The sequence below is a fragment of the uncultured Sulfitobacter sp. genome (assembly GCF_964021855.1).
Taxonomy (GTDB): domain Bacteria; phylum Pseudomonadota; class Alphaproteobacteria; order Rhodobacterales; family Rhodobacteraceae; genus Sulfitobacter.
Genome location: NZ_CAXHZD010000002.1, coordinates 644,853 through 666,259 on the forward strand (window position 1 = coordinate 644,853; position 21,407 = coordinate 666,259).

The 21,407-nt window shown below is 59.0% G+C and carries 17 protein-coding genes; 14 read left to right on the forward strand and 3 right to left on the reverse strand.

Annotated elements, in window-relative coordinates:
- The first annotated feature begins 2 nt into the window (after positions 1 to 2).
- Positions 3 to 608 carry an inner membrane-spanning protein YciB gene (locus AADJ11_RS09440; RefSeq protein WP_341234260.1) on the forward strand — a complete coding sequence of 202 codons (606 nt, stop codon included), beginning with the start codon at positions 3 to 5 and terminating at the stop codon, positions 606 to 608.
- 18 nt (positions 609 to 626) lie between these two features.
- On the opposite strand, the gene AADJ11_RS09445 is transcribed toward AADJ11_RS09440, so the two are convergent.
- On the reverse strand, positions 627 to 1,331 hold the full coding sequence (locus AADJ11_RS09445) for a glutathione S-transferase N-terminal domain-containing protein (protein ID WP_341234261.1): 705 nt from the start codon (positions 1,329 to 1,331) through the stop codon (positions 627 to 629).
- 273 nt (positions 1,332 to 1,604) lie between these two features.
- Between AADJ11_RS09445 and AADJ11_RS09450 the strand changes: the two genes are divergently transcribed.
- From AADJ11_RS09450 to AADJ11_RS09470, 5 genes are all read left to right on the forward strand, one after another.
- Positions 1,605 to 2,789 carry an aminotransferase class V-fold PLP-dependent enzyme gene (locus AADJ11_RS09450; RefSeq protein WP_341234262.1) on the forward strand — a complete coding sequence of 395 codons (1,185 nt, stop codon included), beginning with the start codon at positions 1,605 to 1,607 and terminating at the stop codon, positions 2,787 to 2,789.
- A 94-nt stretch (positions 2,790 to 2,883) separates the two neighbouring features.
- The gene (gene folE2 / locus AADJ11_RS09455; protein WP_341234263.1) at positions 2,884 to 3,978 is read left to right on the forward strand and encodes a GTP cyclohydrolase FolE2; all 1,095 of its coding nucleotides are present in this window, start codon (positions 2,884 to 2,886) and stop codon (positions 3,976 to 3,978) included.
- Positions 3,979 to 4,190: 212 nt separating this feature from the next.
- The gene (locus tag AADJ11_RS09460) at positions 4,191 to 4,427 is read left to right on the forward strand and encodes a hypothetical protein (protein ID WP_341234264.1); all 237 of its coding nucleotides are present in this window, start codon (positions 4,191 to 4,193) and stop codon (positions 4,425 to 4,427) included.
- Between the two features lie 112 nt (positions 4,428 to 4,539).
- Complete coding sequence (locus AADJ11_RS09465) at positions 4,540 to 5,988, forward strand: TrkH family potassium uptake protein (protein WP_341234485.1); 1,449 nt, start codon at positions 4,540 to 4,542, stop codon at positions 5,986 to 5,988.
- Positions 5,988 to 7,589 (forward strand): 5-guanidino-2-oxopentanoate decarboxylase, encoded by a 1,602-nt coding sequence (locus AADJ11_RS09470; RefSeq protein ID WP_341234265.1) that lies wholly within the window; start codon positions 5,988 to 5,990, stop codon positions 7,587 to 7,589. Before AADJ11_RS09465 ends, AADJ11_RS09470 begins: the two co-directional genes overlap by 1 nt.
- A gap of 61 nt (positions 7,590 to 7,650) precedes the next feature.
- Here AADJ11_RS09470 and AADJ11_RS09475 read toward each other — a convergent pair whose 3' ends face one another.
- Complete coding sequence (locus AADJ11_RS09475; RefSeq protein ID WP_341234266.1) at positions 7,651 to 9,450, reverse strand: serine protease; 1,800 nt, start codon at positions 9,448 to 9,450, stop codon at positions 7,651 to 7,653.
- Positions 9,451 to 9,607: 157 nt separating this feature from the next.
- On the opposite strand from AADJ11_RS09475, the gene AADJ11_RS09480 reads away from it, so the two are divergent.
- The 8 genes from AADJ11_RS09480 to glmM all read left to right on the forward strand — a co-directional run bounded on the left by AADJ11_RS09480 (position 9,608) and on the right by glmM (position 20,220).
- Positions 9,608 to 10,546 (forward strand): glycine--tRNA ligase subunit alpha, encoded by a 939-nt coding sequence (locus AADJ11_RS09480; protein WP_341234267.1) that lies wholly within the window; start codon positions 9,608 to 9,610, stop codon positions 10,544 to 10,546.
- The gene (locus AADJ11_RS09485) at positions 10,543 to 11,064 is read left to right on the forward strand and encodes a DUF6446 family protein (protein ID WP_341234268.1); all 522 of its coding nucleotides are present in this window, start codon (positions 10,543 to 10,545) and stop codon (positions 11,062 to 11,064) included. The genes AADJ11_RS09480 and AADJ11_RS09485 overlap by 4 nt, the downstream gene beginning before the upstream one ends.
- A gap of 89 nt (positions 11,065 to 11,153) precedes the next feature.
- Positions 11,154 to 13,430 (forward strand): glycine--tRNA ligase subunit beta, encoded by a 2,277-nt coding sequence (gene glyS / locus AADJ11_RS09490; RefSeq protein ID WP_341234269.1) that lies wholly within the window; start codon positions 11,154 to 11,156, stop codon positions 13,428 to 13,430.
- A gap of 60 nt (positions 13,431 to 13,490) precedes the next feature.
- A complete protein-coding gene (locus tag AADJ11_RS09495) occupies positions 13,491 to 16,058 on the forward strand; it encodes a putative PEP-binding protein (RefSeq protein WP_341234270.1) in 2,568 nt (855 codons plus the stop codon).
- Between the two features lie 127 nt (positions 16,059 to 16,185).
- Positions 16,186 to 16,824 (forward strand): cell wall hydrolase, encoded by a 639-nt coding sequence (locus tag AADJ11_RS09500; protein ID WP_341234271.1) that lies wholly within the window; start codon positions 16,186 to 16,188, stop codon positions 16,822 to 16,824.
- Between the two features lie 108 nt (positions 16,825 to 16,932).
- The gene (locus AADJ11_RS09505) at positions 16,933 to 17,856 is read left to right on the forward strand and encodes a dihydroneopterin aldolase (protein ID WP_341234272.1); all 924 of its coding nucleotides are present in this window, start codon (positions 16,933 to 16,935) and stop codon (positions 17,854 to 17,856) included.
- A 4-nt stretch (positions 17,857 to 17,860) separates the two neighbouring features.
- Entirely contained in the window at positions 17,861 to 18,877 is a 1,017-nt protein-coding gene (gene folP / locus AADJ11_RS09510; protein WP_341234273.1) for a dihydropteroate synthase, read from the forward strand.
- Positions 18,874 to 20,220 carry a phosphoglucosamine mutase gene (glmM, locus tag AADJ11_RS09515; protein WP_341234274.1) on the forward strand — a complete coding sequence of 449 codons (1,347 nt, stop codon included), beginning with the start codon at positions 18,874 to 18,876 and terminating at the stop codon, positions 20,218 to 20,220. Before folP ends, glmM begins: the two co-directional genes overlap by 4 nt.
- A 124-nt stretch (positions 20,221 to 20,344) precedes the next feature.
- On the opposite strand, the gene AADJ11_RS09520 is transcribed toward glmM, so the two are convergent.
- On the reverse strand, positions 20,345 to 21,271 hold the full coding sequence (locus AADJ11_RS09520) for a DMT family transporter (RefSeq protein WP_341234275.1): 927 nt from the start codon (positions 21,269 to 21,271) through the stop codon (positions 20,345 to 20,347).
- Positions 21,272 to 21,407: the final 136 nt, after the last annotated feature.

The window sequence follows — 21,407 nt, forward strand, 5'->3', positions numbered from 1 at the left end:
AGATGACCGAGAAACGCCAGATTAACCCGCTGCTGAAATCGGCCCTAGAGTTCGGGCCCGTGCTGATCTTTTTCGTGGCCTATCTGCGTTATAAGGATGATGTGTTCACGGTCTGGGGCACGGAATACAGCGGCTTTATCCTGATTACGGCGGCTTTTGTTCCGCTGCTGATCTTGGCCACCGGTGCGCTTTGGGCGCTGACTGGCAAGCTGAGCCGGATGCAGGTGGCCACGGTGATTTTGGTCACTTTGTTTGGCGGGCTGTCCGTCTGGCTGAATGACGAGCGGTTTTTTAAGATGAAACCAACCGCGATCTACCTGCTGTTCGGCGGTTTACTGGCCATCGGTCTGGCGCGCGGGCAATCCTATCTGAAATACGTGATGGAAGAAATGATGCCCCTACAAGACGCGGGTTGGATGATCCTGACCAAGCGGTTGATGTTCTGCTTTTTCGGGCTGGCGCTGGCGAATGAAGTGATCTGGCGTTTTGCCAGTACCGAAACATGGGTTTATTTCAAGACCTTTGGCCTGACGGCGGCGGTGTTTGCGTTTTTCATGGCGCAGGGCAAGTTGTTTCAAACTTACAGCATCGAACAGGACGAAACCTGACGCGCGCCCTGCGGCGCATCATTTGGTTTTGAACAAGGTCGATTGCGCGTCTTTATCGGCGCGGAAATCAGCACGTTTTTCCGCGTAAAGCGCGCGGCCTGCCTGCACGCCCTTGCGCGCGCCCATGAGGTCCAGCCAGCGGGCCATATGGGGTTTGTCATCCAGCGTTTGCTGCTGACCTTCCCACAGCGACGCCCAGCCCCAAATCGCGAAATCCGCGATCGAGATGAAATCGCCTGCGACGAATTCGTTGTTAGCCAGTTGCCGGTTCAGCACGCCGTATAGCCGCGCCGTTTCGCTGCGATAGCGGTCTTTGGCATAGGGGATATCGTTGGGCGGATCCATGTGCGGGGCGTATTTCAGGAAATGATGCGCTTGCCCCGCCATCGGCCCCAGCCCGCCCATTTGCCACATCAGCCATTCCTCGACCGCGATCTTTTCACGCTCGGTCGTGCCGCCGAACTGGCCGGTTTTGCGGGCAAGGTATTGCAGGATCGCACCGGATTCAAAAACCGAGATGGGCGCGCCATCGGGCCCGTCGGGGTCGACAATCGCGGGCATGCGGTTGTTGGGCGCGATCTTTAGAAACTCTGGCGCGAATTGATCGCCTGCGCCGATATTGATCAGATGGGTGGCATAGGGCAGGGCCATTTCCTCGAGCGCGATAGATATCTTCCAGCCGTTCGGCGTGGGCCAGTAATACAGATCAATCGGTGCGGACATGGCATAGGTACCTTTTAGATGCGGTGTTTGGCCCATACTGCCGGTTTCGGTGGCACCCGCAAGGGAAAGCGCGGCCTGCTATAACGCAGGCTGTTGACGTGGCGCGCGCACAGGCGTAGCAGATGTCGCGTGGCGATTTGTTACCGGATTGCGGGCCACGGGCAGGGCGACTTGCTGAAATACCGCTAAAAGGTCAGGATGAAAGCCCCCTTTCGCTTGACCGCGTCTGGGGTTTTTTTATGCCCGAACTGTCGGGCCGGAAGGATGATAAAGATGAGCAACGATTGGAAGCCACGCACCAAGGCCATTCACATGGGCACCCGCCGCAGCCAGTATAACGAACTGTCCGAAGCGATGTTTCTGACCCAAGGGTTCGTCTACGAGAGTGCCGAACAGGCCGAGGCACGGTTCCAATCGCTGGGTGATGATGAATTTATCTATGCGCGCTATGGTAACCCCACTGTGCGGATGTTCGAAGACCGTATCGCTGGAATGCTGGGATACGAGGATTGCTTTGCCTGCACATCCGGGATGGCGGCGGTTAACGGGGCGCTGACGGCGTTGCTGAAGGCTGGTGATCACGTGGTTGCCGCCCGCGCGCTGTTCGGCTCGTGCCTGTATGTGCTTGAGGACATCCTGGCGCGGTTCGGGGTTGAAATCACATTGGTTGACGGCACCGATAATGCGGCATGGGATGCAGCGATCCGGCCCGACACGCGGATGGTGTTCTTTGAAAGCATCTCGAACCCGACATTGGAAGTCGTGGACATGCGCCATGTGGTGGCCAAGGCCCATGCCGTTGGTGCATTGGTGTTGGCCGATGATGCCATGGCCACGCCGGTCTATTCCTATGCGCGGGAATGTGGGGCTGACATCGCGATCATTTCGACCACAAAACACGTGGACGGGCAGGGGCGTTTGCTGGGCGGTGCGATCTGCGGCACCAAAGACCTGATCCGCGGCCCGATCGAGGCCTATATGAAACACACAGGCGGGGCGATGAACCCGTTCACCGCCTGGACACATCTGAAAGCGCTTGAAACCATCGACCTGCGCGTGCGGGCGCAATCTGACGCCGCGCTGAAACTGGCCAATGCGCTGGACGGCCATCCACGCCTGCATGCCGTGCGCTATCCGACGCACCCGTCGCACCCGCAGCACGACCTTGCACTGACGCAAGCGCCGTCCGGCGGTACCGTTTTCGCGATTGAGGTAAAGGGCGGCAAAGACGCCTGTTTCAAGTTCCTGAACGCGTTGGAGCTGGTGACGATTTCCAACAACTTTGCCGATGCGAAATCGATTGCGACCCACCCGGCCACAACGACGCACCAGCGGTTGCCGCAAGACCAAAAAGACGTGTTGGGCATCACCGATGGCCTCGTGCGCATGTCAGCAGGGCTTGAGGACGTGGATGATCTGATCGCGGATATCAAACAGGCATTGGACCGCTCGGCGTAAAATTCGGACGCGGCTGCGCACTATTGTCAGCAGTTTCATGGAAACGGTACGGTGATTGCCCTATATAAAGTCCAGCTACCAAGGGGGGCTTATCATGAATGTCATCGCACCTGGGTCCACACAGCCTGACCGCGCGGCCGCCACGGCGGCGCTGGATACTTTACGCGCCTGGGCGGCAGCGGCCAGTCAATCGGAGATGGACGCGCTGGACCCTGCATTGGCGCGGCTGTTGACTAAGGTCGATGATTACCCCGAATTCAACCGCATTTACCCTGACGATTTCGCCGTTGGCGACAATTACAAGGCGACCTTGCCTGATTTGCAAAATGGCCCGTCCAGTCTGATCCGGGGGGCCAAACAGCAGATCCAGCACGTGGGAATTTCGAACTTCCGCCTGCCGCTGCGGTTTCACACCCGTGATAATGGCGATCTGACGCTTGAAACCTCGGTGACCGGATCGGTCAGCCTTGAGGCGGATAAAAAGGGCATCAACATGTCCCGCATCATGCGCAGCTTTTATAAACATGGCGACCAGACATTCAGTTTTGAGGTCATGGAAGCAGCGCTTGATGACTATAAAACCGATCTGGAAAGCTTGGATGCGCGCATTCAGATGCGGTTTTCCTTTCCGATGAAGATCGAAAGCCTGCGCTCTGGTCTGTCGGGCTACCAATATTATGACATCGCGTTGGAGCTGGTCGAAATCGCAGGTGTGCGTAAAAAGATCATGCATCTGGATTACGTCTATTCATCAACCTGCCCCTGTTCGCTGGAACTGTCCGAACATGCGCGCGCCACACGCGGGCAGTTGGCCACACCGCATTCGCAGCGGTCGGTGGCACGCATTTCGGTCGATGTGAAATATGACGCTGATTGCCTGTGGTTCGAAGACTTGATCGAGGCCGCGCGCCGCGCTGTGCCTACCGAGACCCAAGTGATGGTCAAACGTGAAGACGAACAGGCCTTTGCCGAGCTGAACGCCGCAAACCCGATCTTTGTCGAAGACGCGGCGCGCCTGTTCTGCGAACAGTTGCAAGCGGACCCGCGCATTGGTGATTTCCGTGTCGTGGCAAGCCACCAAGAAAGCCTGCACAGCCATGATGCGATCAGTATTCTGACCCAAGGCGACACATTTGCCGCCCAAAGCATCGACCCCAAGCTGTTCACCACGCTGTTTCACGTCGGGTAGATTCGCGCCCAAAATAGCCCAAGTTTTCACACTGCCCGCGTTTTGGGCGGTGTTTTGGTGCCTCTGTCGCATTTTTGGCAATCTTTATGCTGCGCTGCAGCGCAATCGGGATGCTGCTATGCAGAATGGTCAGTTCTCATTCCGACTGAACGCTATATATTGAAGTCAACAGAGCGTAACAGGCGGAAATGCCTAGCAAAGAAAGGTCTATCATGGCTTATAGCAGCACAATTTCCCACACCGGTGGCTTCTCCCTGAAAACACCATTTGCGGCAATCGGGGCATTCTTTGCCGCCATTGGTAACGCAATGATCGCAGCCAGCAGCAACTCTGCCCGCTTGCAAAAGGTTGAGATGCTGAACGCAAAATCCGACGCAGAGCTGGCGGAAATGGGCATCAAGCGCGATGATATCGTGCACCACGTGTTCCGTGACCTGTATTACATCTAAACAGGTTCACCACGGCAGAAAATGCGGCCCCGCTGACATCAGCGCGGGCCGTTTTCGTTTTCAGGTGTCCTGATCCTTGACACCGCCGCTTTGCCGCGCCAACGCTGCCCCTATGTTGGACATGCGACCAGTTGGATATGTGATCGGGCTTTTGCTTGCCGTGCTTGGCATCGCGATGATTGTGCCGATGCTGGTCGACATCGCCGAGGGGCGCGGTCACTGGCCCGTGTTTGTCGAGTCGGGATTGATTACCTTTTTAGGGGGCAGCATGATTGCGCTGGCCTGCGCCAATGGCGTCAAAGAAGGCCTGACAATCCAACAGACATTTTTGCTGACCACCGGCGTTTGGGTGATGCTGCCGCTGTTTGGGGCCTTGCCCTTTATGCTGGGCGCGACCGAGGCACGGTTTGTCGATGCGGTGTTCGAGGCGATGTCGGGCCTGACCACCACAGGGTCGACGGTTTTCACCGGCCTTGATGACCTGCCCAAGGGGCTTTTGCTGTGGCGCGGTATCCTGCAATGGCTGGGCGGGATCGGTATCATCGTGGTCGCGATGGTGTTCCTGCCCGAATTGCGGGTCGGTGGTATGCAGATCTTTAAATCCGAAGCGTTTGATACCTTTGGGAAAATCCTGCCGCGTGCTGGGCAGATCGCCAGCCAAATCTCGGTTATCTATGTCTGGCTTACCTTTGCCTGTACGCTGACCTATCTGGCGCTTGGGATGGAGCTGTTTGATGCGACGGTACATGCTTTGACGACTGTATCGACGGGCGGATTCTCGAACTATGACGCGTCTTTTGGTGCGTTCTCCGGGTCAGCCGAATATGCGGCATCGTTCTTTATGATCCTCGCGGCGTTGCCCTTTGTACGCTATGTGCAGCTGCTGAACGGTCACCCCATGGCGCTGCACCGCGATCCGCAGGTGCGCGGGTTTATCATGGTGGTGTTTGTGCTGGTGGTCTTGATCTTCATCTCGATCCAAGGGGTATTTCCGCAGCATTGGGAACAATCCCTGCGCGAAGCCCTGTTCAACATTACCTCTATCATTTCGGGCACGGGCTATGCTTCGGTGGACTATATGCAGTGGGGGTCGTTTCCCATCGCGCTGTTCTTTTTCACCGGATTGATCGGCGGCTGCGCGGGCTCGACCGCCTGTTCGATCAAGATTTTCCGCTATCAGCTGCTTTTCGCGTCGATCCGCGCGCAGTTGCAGCGTATCCGTTCGCCACACGGCATCTTTACCCCACGCTATGACGGGCGCCCGATCAGCGGCGATGTTATGATATCGGTGATGTCGTTTTTCATGTTCTTCACGCTGACGCTGGGCCTTGTTGCGGTTGCGCTTAGCATGACGGGTCTGGATTTCGTGACCTCGGTATCGGGGGCAGGGGCCGCACTGGCAAATATCGGGCCGGGTCTGGGCGATATCATCGGGCCTGCGGGCAATTTCAGCACGCTAAACGATCCGGCCAAATGGATCCTGACCGCCGCAATGTTGTTCGGACGGCTCGAACTGATGGCGGTTTACGTCATCCTCACCTTTAAATTCTGGAGAGCCTGATGGCCAAGACGACGACCGCGCAAACGCGCCCCTTGGGTGCGCAGATTTCGCATATGCTTAAGGATCGCGGGGTCGAGGTGATTTTTGGCATTCCCGGCGTGCACAATCAGGAAATGTACCGCGGGATCGAAGAATCCGGCCTGACCCATGTGCTGGCCCGCCACGAGCAAGGGGCCGGCTTTATGGCGGATGGCTATGCGCGGGCGACGGGCAAACCGGGTGTGGCCTATGTGATCACCGGGCCGGGGCTGTGCAATATCATGACGCCCATGGGCCAAGCCACCAGCGATTCCGTGCCCCTGCTGGTGCTGTCGTCTTGTCTGGATGAAACGGCGGCCCGCAAAGGCCAGTTGCATCAGATGAAAGACCAGCAAGCCGCCGCCGCGACCGTTTGTGACTGGTCCGAGGAAGCGCGCACCGCCAGCGCGGCCTACACGCTGATCGACCGCGCGCTGAGCGAATTTGCGACCCAGCGCCCCGGCGCAAAGCACATTCAGGTGCCCATCGGAGTGCTAGAAGCCTCAGCGCAGGGCCATGCCCCATCAGGGGACAAAACAACGCGCCCCTTGGGCCCAACGCCGCAGGATATTGCAAAGGTCTATGATCTCTTGATGGCCGCCAAACGTCCGCTGTTTGTTTTCGGCGGCGGGGCAAAGGGGGCTGGTGACGTGAATGCCCTGCTGCGTCGCACAGGGGCTGCGTCGTTCACCACCTACGCCGGTCGCGGCGTGGTGGCACCGGATGCGCCTTTGCACTTTGGGTCGACCTTGGCACGGCCCGGCAGCGCCGATGTGATCGCCAGCGCCGATCTGGTGATCGCCGTCGGCACCGAACTGGCCGAGGTGGATATTTGGCGCGCGCATTTGGGGCATACAGCGCCCTTGGTGCGGGTCGATCTTGACCCCACCGTGCTGACCGACGCTCAAAGCGCGCAGGTTCAGGTGCAAGGGAACGCCGCCGCGTTTGTGTCTGGCTTGTGCGAGATGAGTATTGATCGCCCTCGGTTGGGATGGACCCAGCAAGAGGTCGCAGCCGCACGCACGCGCTGGCGGTCTGAGATCAAGGCCGAGCGCCCCGGGCTGCTGCCGGTCATCGATGCGCTGAAAGCGGCGTTGCCCAAGGATGCGATGATCTATTCCGACATGACCCAATTTGCCTATGCCGCCAAAGAAGTGTGGGATATGGACGCGCCGGGCCATTGGCATCACCCCTATGGGTTCGGCACATTGGGCTATGCGACCCCCGCTGCCATTGGTGGCGCGATCGGGCGGCCTGATGCACCCACGTTGGCTATTATCGGCGATTACGGGTTTCACTACACCATGCAAGAGCTCGGCGCGGCGGTCGAACTGGGCCTGTCGCTGCCCATTATCCTGTGGGACAACGGCAAGCTGGGCGAGATCGAAGACAGCATGGTCCGTGCCCAGATCGCGCCCAATGCTGTGGTCGCGCATAATCCGGATTTCTGTAAATTGGCCGAGGCCTTTGGTGCCTTGTCGGTGGCCCCCAAGACGCTGAGTGATCTGCCAAAGGTGCTCAAAGAAGCGTTCAGCGCCGGTCGTCCGACGCTGATTTATCTGACACCTGCCATCACAGGCTAAGACGTTGTCTTTGAAGAAAACGGGCCGGAATTTTTGAAAATTCCGCGCCCCGTCGCGTGTGTTACTCCCAGCAGTTGACCAACACGGTCATGCCTTTGGCCTTTGCGCGCAAATCTTCGGGGTGCAAGGTGCCTGACCCTTGGGTCGTTTGCACGGCAATGCCTGCCTGTTGCGCAACATCGCTGATCTGCGCGGCATCAACGGCAAAGTTTACGTCCTCGGGCAGTTGTTGTGCGCCATCGTTGCGGGGCAACAGCATACCCAACACCTGACCATTGCTGTCAAAAACGGGTCCACCCGCATCGCCAGATTGCGCGACAAGTTCAAGCCTGACGACATTATCCTCGCCCTGCAATCCGCGCACATCGGCCAGCGCGCCGTATGTCACAGTCGCCGTGCCCAACACGCCCTTATAGGGAAAGCCGGCAACCGCGATTTCGGATTTCAGACGGGGCAAAAGCGGGTTGAACATCGCGACTTCCATCGGTGCCAAACGGTCGCTGGGTTTGAGCAGGGCAATGCCATTGGCGGTGTCATTCACAACCACGCTTAGCTCCGTTTCATCCTCCAGCGTCATGCGACCACAGTTCTGTACCGCTTGCGATGTGGTCGCGATAATCCCCGCACCATCGATGAAAAAGCCCGAGCTTGAGAGCTTGGGCAGGCGCACCTGTAGGCCGGACACCAGATCAATCGCCTGATCGTCCCCGCCACCCGCAGCTGCATCCAGCACGCCGGGGATGCGGGTAAAGCTTTGAGACAGCTCAGACATGACGCGGCGGCGGCGGTCTTCGTCACCTGCGGGCCAAACAAGGGTAAAGCCTTTGATCTCGCCGTCTTCCAGCGACACTTGGGTCTGGCTGATGATGCTGCCATTTTCCCCGATCAGTTCAAAGCTGTTGGATTTGCGTTCGCGCGGCCCGTCTTGGGGGATGATTTCCAAGGTTTGCATGATCTCGTAAAGACCGGCCAGCGTGTCTTGATCGCCAGCTTGGCTGATCAACAAAACACGTGCGTCGATGTCTCCGGTCGCGTTGTACTGCACAAACGGCGGCTCCAGCTTTTCAAAGGCCACAACCTCGGTGGGCAAGAGCATCTCGATACCCGCGTCCGCGTTGCTGACCCGTTTCAGGCCAAGCCCTTCAAGCACGGCGTTATATTGTTTGTTCAGCGCGGCACGTTGCAATGTGGTCAGCACGCCTGTGGGGTCATAGCCGTTGACGGCTTGCCAGTCGGACATCGACCCGCGCGTGCCGCGTCCGAATGCGCCGTCAATGGCACCGTCGTAGAATCCTGCCCATTGCAGCGCGATTTGCAATTGCTGACGCTCCTCGCGCGACAGCGCCCGCTCGCTGCGGCGTGCTTCCGATACCGTCTCGTCTACCGGTGGCGCGGGTTGGGAAACCTCTGCAACGGTGGGGGTCTCTTCGCTGACAGGGGGCAGGGTCGTCTCGGTAATGCGGGCTGTGGGCGCTTCGGCTGTCACTTCTGGCGCGACCGGGGCAATCAGCGGGATGTTCAGTACATTCGCACCGACCGGCCAGAACTGCTGTTGGAACCGGCTTGAGATTTGCACAAAGCTGTCACCGGGCACCAATCCCTCGCGGCGATACCGGCGCAGCAGCAGCTCTGCATCGTCGCGGCGATAGGGGCCCACGACAATCGCATACCAGCCACCGCCCAGCGAAAACCCGTTCACATCCTCGAGGTTGTTACTATAGGCCTGCGCCCGCTGGGTCGCGGCCGATAGGGTGGGCTGTGCTTCAACCTGAAGCCACACCACGTCGTTCGCGGATTGGGCCATCAAGGAATAAGGTGTCAGAAGTAGGGTGGCAAACAGGGCCGCGATCAATCGCTTCATGGTGAAATTGCTCTCGTGCATTTAAATTCAAAGCAGATAAACAGGAACGCGGGTAAAATGCCATGGCCGTTGGGTATGAAATCATCATAAAGCTGCCAATTGACCCTTGGCCGAGCGCGCCGTAGGAAAGGCGCGCAGTAGTAAAGGCTCTTATCCCATGTCCGACCCGGTTCAGCGTCCCCGTTCCTTTCAGGAAATCATCCTTGCTCTCCAAACCTATTGGGCGCGGCAGGGCTGTGCAATCTTGCAACCCTACGACATGGAAGTCGGCGCAGGCACGTTCCACCCGGCGACCACATTGCGGTCCTTGGGGACCAACCCGTGGGCCGCGGCCTATGTCCAGCCATCGCGCCGCCCGACCGATGGCCGCTATGGTGAAAACCCGAACCGCTTGCAGCATTATTACCAGTATCAGGTGCTGATCAAACCAAGCCCGCCCAACCTGCAGGAACTGTATCTGGGGTCGCTTCAGGCGATTGGCATCGACATGGCGCTGCACGATATCCGCTTTGTCGAGGACGACTGGGAAAGCCCGACGCTGGGCGCATGGGGCTTGGGCTGGGAAGTCTGGTGCGACGGCATGGAAGTGTCGCAATTTACCTATTTCCAACAGGTCGGCGGGCATGACTGCGACCCGGTATCGGGCGAGTTGACCTATGGTCTGGAACGCCTTGCGATGTATGTTCTGGGCGTCGATCACGTGATGGACATGCCGTTCAACAGCCCTGACGCGCCGATCCCGCTGACCTACGGCGACATCTTCAAACAAACCGAAGAAGAATTCGCGCGCTGGAACTTTGACGTAGCTAATACCGAGGTGCTGCTGGATCACTTTGTCGAGGCGGAAAACGAATGTAACGCGATCCTGTCGCAAGAGGCCCTTGACCCCAAAACCGGCAAACGCATCATCATGGCGCACCCGGCCTATGACCAATGCATCAAGGCCAGCCATATCTTTAACTTGCTCGACGCGCGCGGTGTGATCTCGGTCACGGAACGCCAGGCCTATATCGGGCGCGTGCGGACCTTGGCCAAAGCCTGCGCTGACGCGTTCGTTCAAACCCGCGCTGGCGGCTGGACCGAGGACGCAGCATGAACGGTAAAATTGTCGGGGGCGCTATCCTGGCCGCAGCGGCCATTGCGGGCATGACGCTCTATTACGTCCAAATCTACGGCTACTATCACGATGCGCCAACACCCGAAAACGGGGTCGAGTTGGTGTCGCTCTCAACAGGCCAGCCTGAACCCATCGCGACAGAAAACTTCCGCGCCATTGACGCGGACAGCTCTCCGATCCGGTATCGTGCTTGTTTCGATACCACGCTCAGCCTTACAACGCTGTCCGACACCTATGTGGCGACCGACAAGATCGAGCCACGCAATGCGCCGGGTTGGTTTGACTGCTTCGATGCCAAATCCATCGGCGCAGCACTTGACGCGGGCACCGCCCAGACGTTCCTAAGCCAAAAGAACGTCCACTTTGGCGTGGACCGGGTTGTCGCCATCACATCAGACGGCCACGGCTATATCTGGCACGAGCTGAACGATTGTGGCGAAAAATCTTATGATGGCACCGTTGTCGGCGAAACTTGCCCGGAACAGCCCAGCCAATAGGGCCTTCTCTGGCTCTTAAATATCCTCGCGCGAAGCGCAAAAAAAATCTTAGCCGTGCTATGTAATACGGCAACCGAAAGGTACCACTGATGCCCGACCTGCTGATTGAGCTTTTCTCAGAAGAAATTCCCGCCCGGATGCAGGCGCGGGCTGCGGATGATTTGAAAAAACTGGTAACGAACGGCTTGGTCGAAGCGGGGCTGACCTATGCCTCGGCCGCCGCGTTTTCGACGCCGCGCCGTCTGACCCTGACGATTGAAGGTATGCTGGACGCAAGCCCGTCGATCACCGAAGAACGCAAAGGTCCCAAGGCCGACGCGCCTGAAAAAGCCATCGAAGGGTTCTTGCGCGGTGCCGGTCTGACCCGCGACCAACTGGAAGAACGTGAAACGCCCAAGGGCAACATCCTGTTTGCGATGATCAAAAAGCCGGGCCGCCCCGCCGCCGAGATCGTGGCGGAGGTGCTTGAAACCACCATTCGTAACTTCCCGTGGCCGAAATCCATGCGCTGGGGCACCGGTTCCTTGCGTTGGGTGCGCCCGCTGCATTCCATCCTGTGCATCCTGACAGCCGAGGACGGCGCGCAGGTTGTGCCCATGAACGTCGGCGGGATCGAAGCAGGGGCCACCACGCGCGGCCACCGTTTCCTTGCGCCTGATACGATCACCGTCAGCAATTTCGACGACTACGCTGCCAAACTGAAACGCGCCTTTGTGGTGCTGGACCCGACCGAGCGCCGCGATGCGATCTGGCATGACGCGACCAATATGGCCTTTGCCAACGGGCTTGAGGTGGTCGAGGACGCCGGTCTGCTGGCCGAGGTCGCAGGGCTGGTCGAATGGCCCGTGGTGTTGATGGGGCGGATCGGCGATGATTTCCTTGATCTGCCGCCAGAGGTTTTGCAGACTTCGATGAAAGAGCATCAAAAGTTCTTTTCCGTGCGCGACCCCAAGTCTGGCCGGATTGAGCGTTTCATCACCGTCGCCAATCGCACCACTGCTGATGACGGGGCTACAATTCTGGCGGGCAATGAAAAGGTGCTTTCCGCACGTCTGTCGGACGCCAAATTCTTTTGGGAAAACGATTTGCGCATCGCCAAATCTGACGCGGGCATGCAGACATGGGTCGACCGTCTGTCGAACGTCACCTTCCACAACAAGCTGGGCACACAGGCCGAGCTGATCTCGCGCATGGAAGCACTGGCAGGCGAATTGGCCCCTATGGTCGGTGCCGATACAGACGAGGCCCGCGAAGCCGCACGGTTTGCTAAGGCCGACCTGTCGTCCGAAATGGTCTATGAATTCCCCGAGCTTCAAGGGCTGATGGGCAGCTATTACGCGAAAGCGGCGGGCAAATCCGACGCCATCGCAGCCGCCGCACAAGACCACTATGCGCCGCTTGGCCCGTCGGACGATGTGCCGACCGCGCCGGTTTCCATCGCCGTGGCATTGGCCGAGAAAATCGACAAGCTGACAGGGTTCTGGGCGATTGATGAAAAGCCGACGGGGAGCAAGGACCCCTTCGCCCTGCGTAGGGCGTCTTTGGGCCTAATTAGAAGCGCAAACGAAAATGAACTCAACTTAGCACTCTCAAGCATTCTGAAAGTATCGTTTATCAATGTGGCAAGGTCTCTTGCTATGACGTTTCAATGCGGCGCTCTGCTGGGCGAAGGCAATATCGCGCTCGTAGCTAGGGACAATGAGCCGAGGCCCGACGACACCTATATATATGGTCTCGATGATGTTGAAGAAATTCTATCAGACGGTAACTTCGTAGTATTGAAAGAGAAAGGCTCTGACTGGGAGGTCGACTTTAAGATATCGGCTCTTCACGATTTAGTCTCGGACCTCCTCTCCTTCCTCCATGACCGCCTCAAGGTTTACCTCAAAGACCAAGGCGTCCGTCACGACATCATCGATGCTTGCATTGCGATGGAGGGGAACGACGACCTAACCCTTCTGGTCAAACGCGCCAAAGCCCTTAGCGAAACGCTGAAAACCGACGATGGCGAAAACCTGATCCAAGGCTTCAAGCGCGCCAATAACATCCTGTCCCAAGCGGAAGCGGCGGATGGGGTCGAATACTCCTATGGTGCGGACATCAAATTCGCTGAGACTGACGAAGAACGCGCATTGTTCGACGCGCTTGATAAAGCCGAAGCACAGATTAATCCGGCGATGGCAGCGCAAGACTTTACAGCCGCTATGTCCGCCATGGCATCCTTGCGCGGCCCGATTGATGCGTTTTTCAATGCGGTTCAGGTCAATTCCGACAACAGCACCGTGCGGCGCAACCGGTTGAACCTGCTCAGCCGTATCCGCACCATCTGTTCCTCGGTCGCGGACCTGACCAAAATCGACGGCTAACAGTCTGCTTCTTTGGTCTGGCAGGGCGCATCAAGCCTTGCCAGACAACACCGAAAGCCTATGCTGCGGACAAACCAAAAAGGTGCCGCAGTGCAGAAAACGCCCATGACAACGCTGGTGACCCAGACCGCCCCAATCGCCACGGAAACCCATGGCGGGCGGGCAAAGTGTTTGCAACGTCTGGTGCGTCTTGATCTGCCGGTGCCGCGTACGGTCACGCTGCCCTTTAATGTGGTGCACGAGATCGCGAATGGCCGGATGCCGGATTTGCAGGCCGTTGCGGATGAATTTCCCAAGGGCGCGTTGCTCTGTGTGCGCCCGTCCAGCCAAGACCCTGATTGGGGCGGGCCGGGGGCGGTGTTGAACATCGGTATGAACGACGCCCGCTTCAAAGATTACTGCGACCGCATGGGCGAGGGGCCAGCATCTGCGCTTTATACGCGGTTCGTGCAATCCTATGCCGTCAACATTGCGCGGCTTGACCCTGATATGTTCGACGATGTGATCGGCGACGGGCGCGAGGCGTTGGAGCAGTCCTTGCGCGCCTACGAGCTTGAGACCGAAGAGGCATTCCCCCAAGACCGCGTAACGCAGTTAACGGCGGTGCTAAGCTCCATGGCCCGCGCATGGGAGGGGACGTCGGCACGGCTGTTGCGGCAGGCCAAAGGTGCGCCTGCTGATGCGGGTCTGGGGTTGATTGTGCAGGAAATGGCATTTGGCGTTGGCACGGGTCTGTGCGGGTCGGGCGTGTTGCAACTGGTCGACAGCGACACCGGGCTGCCGCAGATCACGGGTCGGTATCTAAGCCAGTCCCAAGGGCGCGACGCGTTGCAAGGCGATGCAGACGCGATGTATCTGACCCGCGATCCACGTGGGCCTTCGCTAGAGGAACACGCGCCGGAAGCCTTTGAAACGTTGAAGCAAAACGCCGAATTGATGCGGGTGCGGTTGCGTGCCGAAATGCAGTTGGAATTTGTGATCTCGGACGGAGAGCTGTTTATCCTTGACGGTGTGCGGGTGTCGCGGTCGTCGCGCGCGTCCGTCAGGATTGCGGTGGCGCTGGCCGAAGAAGGCATCATTTCGCGCGAAGAAGCATTGATGCGGGTGCAGCCGCGCACATTGACGGAATTGCTGCACCGGCAGGTCGATCCGCGGACCAAGCGGGATCTGATCGGGCGCGGCATCGCTGCAAGCCCCGGTGCCGCGACGGGTAAGATCGTGTTTAACGCAAATGATGCGCAGGCCAGTGCGGCGCGGGGCGAGAAATGTATCTTGGTGCGGCGCGAAACATCGCCCGAGGACATTCGCGGCATGCACGCGGCCCAAGCGGTGTTGACGGAACGCGGCGGGATCACTAGCCACGCCGCCGTGATCGGGCGCGGTATGGGCTTGCCCTGTGTTGTGGGCGCGTCGTCGATGACCTTTGATCTGGTCAAAGGGCAAATTACCGCCCCCGATGGTCGCGTGTTCAAAGCCGGTGACGAGATCACGATTGATGGCACCAAGGGCGAGGTTCTGGCGGGGGCCGCGCAGATGCTTGAGGCGCTGTTGGATGCCACGTTCCAAAAACTGATGGATTGGGCGGAAGATGCGGCGGATATCGGCATTCGCGCCAATGCCGACACCCCCGCCGATGCGCAGACGGCCCGGAATTTTAACGCCCATGGCATCGGGCTGTGCCGGACAGAACATATGTTCTTTGATCCCAGCCGATTGACCGTGATGCGCGAGATGATCTTTGCCGACAGCAGTGAAGAGCGCCGCGCGGTGTTAGAACGTCTGTTGCCGATGCAGCGCGATGATTTCATTCAGCTTTTCCGCATTATGCAGGGCCAACCCGTGTGCATCCGGTTGTTCGATCCGCCCTTGCATGAATTCCTGCCCGCCAACCGGTCAGGGCAGCGTGATCTGGCCGAAGCGTTGGATTTGCCCTTGTCTGACGTGATCCGCCGGATCGAGGCGATGTCGGAATATAACCCGATGTTGGGTTTGCGCGGCGTGCGTCTTGGGGTGACCGTGCCCGAGATTTACGAAATGCAGGCGCGCGCAATTTTTGAGGCGACGATCGAGGCGAGCCGCGATGGCGACCCAGTGGTGCCCGAAATTATGATCCCGCTGGTTTCGGCCAAGCGCGAGGTTGAACTGGTTAAGGCCAGTATCGACAAGATCGCCACGGATGTGCGCAACGAACGCGGTGCGAGTTTTACCTATCGTCTGGGGGTCATGGTCGAAACGCCACGTGCCGCCCTGCGGGCCGGTGAAATTGCGCCACATTGTTCGTTCCTCAGCTTTGGGACAAACGACCTGACGCAGATGACATACGGCCTAAGCCGCGATGACGCGGGGCGGTTCATGTCGACCTATGTGCAGCAAGGGGTATTCCCCGAAGATCCGTTCCATATGTTGGACCAAGACGGGGTGGGCGAGCTGTTGCAACTGGGCGCATCGCGCGGTCGGGCGGCCCAACCGGGCATCACTTTGTCGATCTGTGGAGAGCACGGCGGCAACCCCGAATCGATTGCATTCTGCCGAGAAGCGGGATTCGACTACGTTTCTTGTTCACCTTTCCGGGTTCCCGTGGCCAGACTCGCGGCGGCTCAACTGGCAATTGAACACAAGATAGGGTAGTTTTTAGAATTATCGCATCAATATGTGGTATTGTTGGGCGGTAAGTCGCGCAATTGCCGTGCTTAGGGTTTACGTAAGGGGCTGCATTGTCTAATCGGCGTCTCTGAAATTACCTGCGAGGCGCTCAATGCGTTATTCTACCTTCCTATCCCTTTGCGCTGCTGCAGCGCTGTCCATTTCGACACCATTGGCCGCTTACGCCAATTCTCAACAGGCCGAAACACTGGCCGAGATTGAGTCGAAAGGATTGCAAGCAGTCGGATCAGAGCGGCTGGAACGTATGATCGCAGAGAGTGCATCGGCAAACGAGATCGAATTTACCCGCAGCTGGCTGGCAGAGCAGCCAAAGGCATCTGGCGGTGAACAGTGGAAATGCTTGTCTGAGGCGCTGTATTTTGAGGCGCGGGGCGAGACGGTCAAGGGCCAGTTCGCTGTCGCCGAGGTGATCTTGAACCGCGTCAAATCCGATGATTTTCCCGGGTCATTGTGCAACGTGATCCATCAGGGAACGGGCAAAAAGTACCAGTGCCAGTTCACCTATACCTGCGACGGCTATGCCGAAGTAATTTCAGAGCCGCGCGCCTATGACCGCGTCAGCAAGATCGCCCGCGCAGTGCTTGACGGCAAAGTGCCATCGCTGACGGATGGGGCCACCTATTACCACACCACTGCCGTAAGCCCGCGTTGGTCGCGTGTCTTTACCCGCACTGCGAAAATCGGCGTTCACCTGTTTTACCGCGATGGCGTGCGTACCGCCTCTAACTAAGCGTTGGCCACCGTCGCCTTTGGGGTCTGGCCAGCCGCAACTGGCTTTGTTACATCCGGGCAAACGGTCTAGGATCGTGTTGACCGTCGAAACGTAAAGGCCCGCATGATGACCACCGACACAAGGCTTGCCTTTGCGCACCCGTCCGAGCGCGCTGCCGCCACAGCTGGGCCGGAACCGTTAGACCGCATTTCCCTGCGCGACCATATCGTCGAGGTCGAGATCGGCGCCTTTCAAGCCGAGCGCGGTGTGACGCAGCGCATATGCTTTAACGTCGTGGTCGAGGTGCAGCCGTTGACCGGCCCTGTGGACGACGACGTAGACCGCATTCTGTCCTATGATCGCGTGACCGAAGCCATTGCCCATGAATTGTCGGACGAACGGCTAAACCTGCTGGAAACCCTTGCCGAACGCGTGGCCGACCGGATTTTGCTGGAACGTCAGGCGATGCGCGTCTTCGTACGTATCGAAAAACTGGACCGGGGCCCGGGTGCCTTGGGCGTTGAAATTGCCCGCGCCCGCGACGATGCCCCCGACGCGCGGTCCGAAGCCGCCGAGGTGCCGCACCCCGAGCTGGTATATCTGTGCAATACCGCAATTACCTCGCCCTATCTAACCGGGTGGCTGGACCAGCTTGAACAGTTGGGCCGTCCGTTGATCCTGTGTGTTGGTGCGTCCGATACCCCCGCACCGCAAGTCGCGCATAAGATGGCGCAGCGGCGCATTGATTTGCTTGCGATTGAACAGAACGCATGGGTTTTGGCGTCCAAGGACAAGCGGTGCGTTGTTGTATCGACCCGCACGGAGCTGGACTGGGCGATGAAGAATGGCCAGACCAGCGTTTGGGCCCCGTCGAAAATCGTGTTGGACAGTGTTGATACCCCATCTGCGCAACCACGCGACGCAGTTGCCTTGGCCGCTTGGTTTGCCGCAACATTCGACGCGACCGAGATGCTGGTGTTCGGCAGTGACCTGCCCAAACAGGCATCCGTGCCCCTGCGCATGGTGGCTGTCGATCAGGAACAAATTTAGCGCCATGACCGATTATTTCAGACCGCTTGTTCAGATCGGGCCCGCACGGCCCGAAACGTCTGTGCAACTGGCTGGCGGTTGGGGCTGGTTTACCCATGTCGAGGTTCTGTCACGCGATGCGCCAGCGCAGGTGATCCCGGCAAATGAACTGCCCGCAGATGTGGCCCACCGCCTGACGGCACCACGGCCCCCCATTGCAGGCATGTCCTTGGATCGGCCCCGCATCATGGGCATATTGAACACAACGCCTGACAGCTTTTCCGACGGGGGCCAGCACGAGGGCGTCGCGGATGCTGTTACTGCCGGGCTGGCGATGGCGCAAGCGGGCGCTGACATCATCGACATCGGCGGTGAATCCACGCGCCCCGGCGCGCAGACCGTCCCGATCGAGGTCGAGATCAACCGCACCGCGCCCACCATAAGCGCCCTGCGCGCCGCCGGGCTGACCCAGCCGATCTCAATCGATACGCGCAAGGCGGCGGTTGCCGAGGCCGCCGTGGCCATGGGGGCCGATCTGGTGAATGACGTCTCTGGGTTTACCTATGACCCGGCCCTTGGCCCGTTTTGCCAAAAGCATCAATTGCCCGTCTGCGTGATGCATGCGCAGGGCGATCCTGAAACAATGCACCTGAACCCCAGCTATTCAAACGTGGTGCTGGACGTTTATGACGCGCTTGAGCGTCAGATTAGCATGCTTGAGATCGGCGGAATGGCGCGCAGCGCGATCCTTGCTGATCCGGGGATCGGGTTTGGTAAAAATCTGGATCACAATCTGGCGTTACTGTCGCGGATCAGCTTGTTTCATGCGCTTGGCACGCCGCTTTTGCTGGGGGTGTCACGGAAAAAGTTTATCGGTACGCTGGGCAATGCACCCGAGGCCAAAGACCGCACAGCCGGGTCAATTGGCGTCGCACTTGCAGGGTTGGCGCAAGGTGTGCAATTGGTGCGTGTACATGACGTGGCTAAGACCCGCCAAGCTGTTTCGCTGTGGCATGCTGCATATTCTGGGAGTATTTTATGACGAAGTTATTTGGAACAGACGGTATTCGCGGCACGGCCAATGTTCACCCTATGACCGCCGAGGTCGCCCTTAAAATCGGGGCAGCGGTGGGCCGCTATTTCAGCAGCAGCCGTGGCGGGGCACATCGGGTTGTGATCGGCAAGGATACGCGGTTGTCGGGCTATATGTTCGAGAGCGCGCTGACCGCTGGGCTGACATCATCGGGAATGAATGTTTTGCTGCTTGGTCCCGTGCCGACCCCTGCGGTCGGTCTTTTGACACGGTCGATGCGCGCGGATCTGGGTGTGATGATTTCGGCCAGCCACAACCCCGCCACCGACAACGGGATCAAGTTTTTCGGCCCCGACGGGTTCAAGCTCAGCGACGCGGTCGAAGCCGAGATCGAGCATCTGATCGCCAATGGTGTCGAGCTGATCCCCTCGGACAAGATCGGGCGGGCGAAACGGATTGACGACGGGCGGTTTCGCTATGTTGAGCGTGTGAAATCGTCCTTTCCGCGTCGCATGCGGTTAGACGGGCTAAAGGTGGTCATCGATTGCGCCAATGGTGCCGCGCACCGCGTGGCCCCCGAAGCGTTGTGGGAGTTGGGCGCGGAGGTCGTACGGATCGGGGTTGAGCCGAACGGCTTTAATATCAACGACAATTGCGGGTCGACGCACCCCGAACGGGCGGCGGCAGCCGTGATCGAGCATAAGGCGGATGTCGGCATCTGTCTGGACGGCGATGCGGACCGGGTCATCTTGATTGATGAAAACGGGAAAGTCGGTGATGGCGATCAGTTCATGGCGCTGATGGCGTCGCGTTGGGCCGCCGAAGAGCGGTTAACGAATAATGCGCTTGTGGCCACGGTCATGAGCAACCTCGGGCTCGAGCGGTTTTTGCAAGGCCAGGGCGTGCAATTGGAACGCACAGCCGTCGGTGACCGCTATGTCGTGGAACGGATGCGCGAAGGCGGGTTCAACTTGGGTGGGGAGCAGTCGGGTCATATCGTCATGACCGATCATGCGACCACGGGCGACGGGCTGATGGCGGGCTTACAGTTCTTGGCCGAAATGATCCGCTCGGGCAAACCATCGTCGGAACTGCTGAACAGCTTCGATCCGGTGCCGCAGCTCTTGAAGAACGTGCGCTTTGCCGCAGGGCAGACACCACTGGATGACGCGCAGGTCAAGGCGGCGATTGCACAAGCCGAGGCTGATCTGGCCGGGCAAGGGCGTTTGTTGATCCGCAAATCGGGCACAGAGCCCTTGGTGCGCGTGATGGCCGAGCATGAAGATGCGGCGCTAATGGCGCGGGCGGTCGATATGGTCGTCGACGCCGTGACCCAATCGGTACGGACCTAAAGGCGCGCAAAAGCGCATTCGATTAATTTGGGCGGGGTTGGGGCGGCGTTGTCGTGCCGGTTCAGACGGTTGGTCCGTGCCTCGCGTGCGGATGCCTTCGGCGAGGATTTTAGTCCATTTGGAATTAGGCCTGACGGTTGGTGAACAACCTGCGGAGCGCGCCGTATTGGCTGAGCGCGACGCCTGCCAAAATCAGGGCGAGGGACCAGATGAGCGAGGCGGGCAGGGGTTCGCCCAAAATCAGCGCGCCGAGGCAGACGGACCATACCGGGACTTGGTAGTTGACCAAGGACATGAAAACCGGGCCTGCGCTGCGGACCACCAAGACGCGCAGAAAATTTGCGGCGGCTGTGGGGATGAGGCCGAGAAATGCGAGCACGCCGAGGATCTTGGCGGACGGTAGCGGTGGTAGCCCTTCGATCAGGAATGCGAGGGGGATTGTGATGACACTGGCGATGACGAGCAGGATCGTCGCAAGGCCTATGGCGTCGACTTGGGGTAGGCGGCGCATCACGAGGGAGCTGAGGGCGTAGCAGCTCGCCGCACCGAGGCAAGCGAAGCGGCCAGCGGTTTCAAAGGCGGCCCCTGTGCTTTCGAACGCTTGGGAACCGATCAGAATGGTGACGCCGATAAAGCCGATGACGAAGCCAAGTGTTTTGCGCGGCGTCATTCGTTCGCCTTGCACGAAGAAATGCGCCAGCGGCAGAATGATCAGGGCAACGGCGGCCATGGAGACACCGGCAAAACCGGATGTCACGTATTGCTGACCCCAAGCCAGCAGGCTGAAGGGGACGGCAGAGCTGGCGGCACCGACGAAGATGAGGGCCGTGAGGTCTGTTTTGGTTGTCGAAACGGCGAAGAGATGGAAGCCGCGCAGGGACCAGATTGCGGCCATCACGAGGGCGGCGAGGCTGACGCGGCTGGCGGCGATCCAGAACGGGGGCATGCCAGTCAGCGCGATTTCGGTGACCATGAACGTCCCGCCCCAGATGAACGCCAGCAAGGCGATCATCACCCAGCTGCTGGCGGTGATGTTGGGGGCGTTATGCATGGGCGACCTTTGGTGGGCAAAGCCAAGCTTTCGTCGCGGACTTGGGACCTGCAATGACGTGTCGTTTTAATGTTGGCCCTGAGGGGCGCGGGTAGAAAGAAAAAGGCCCGGAGGAACACCCCCGGGCCTTTTGAAT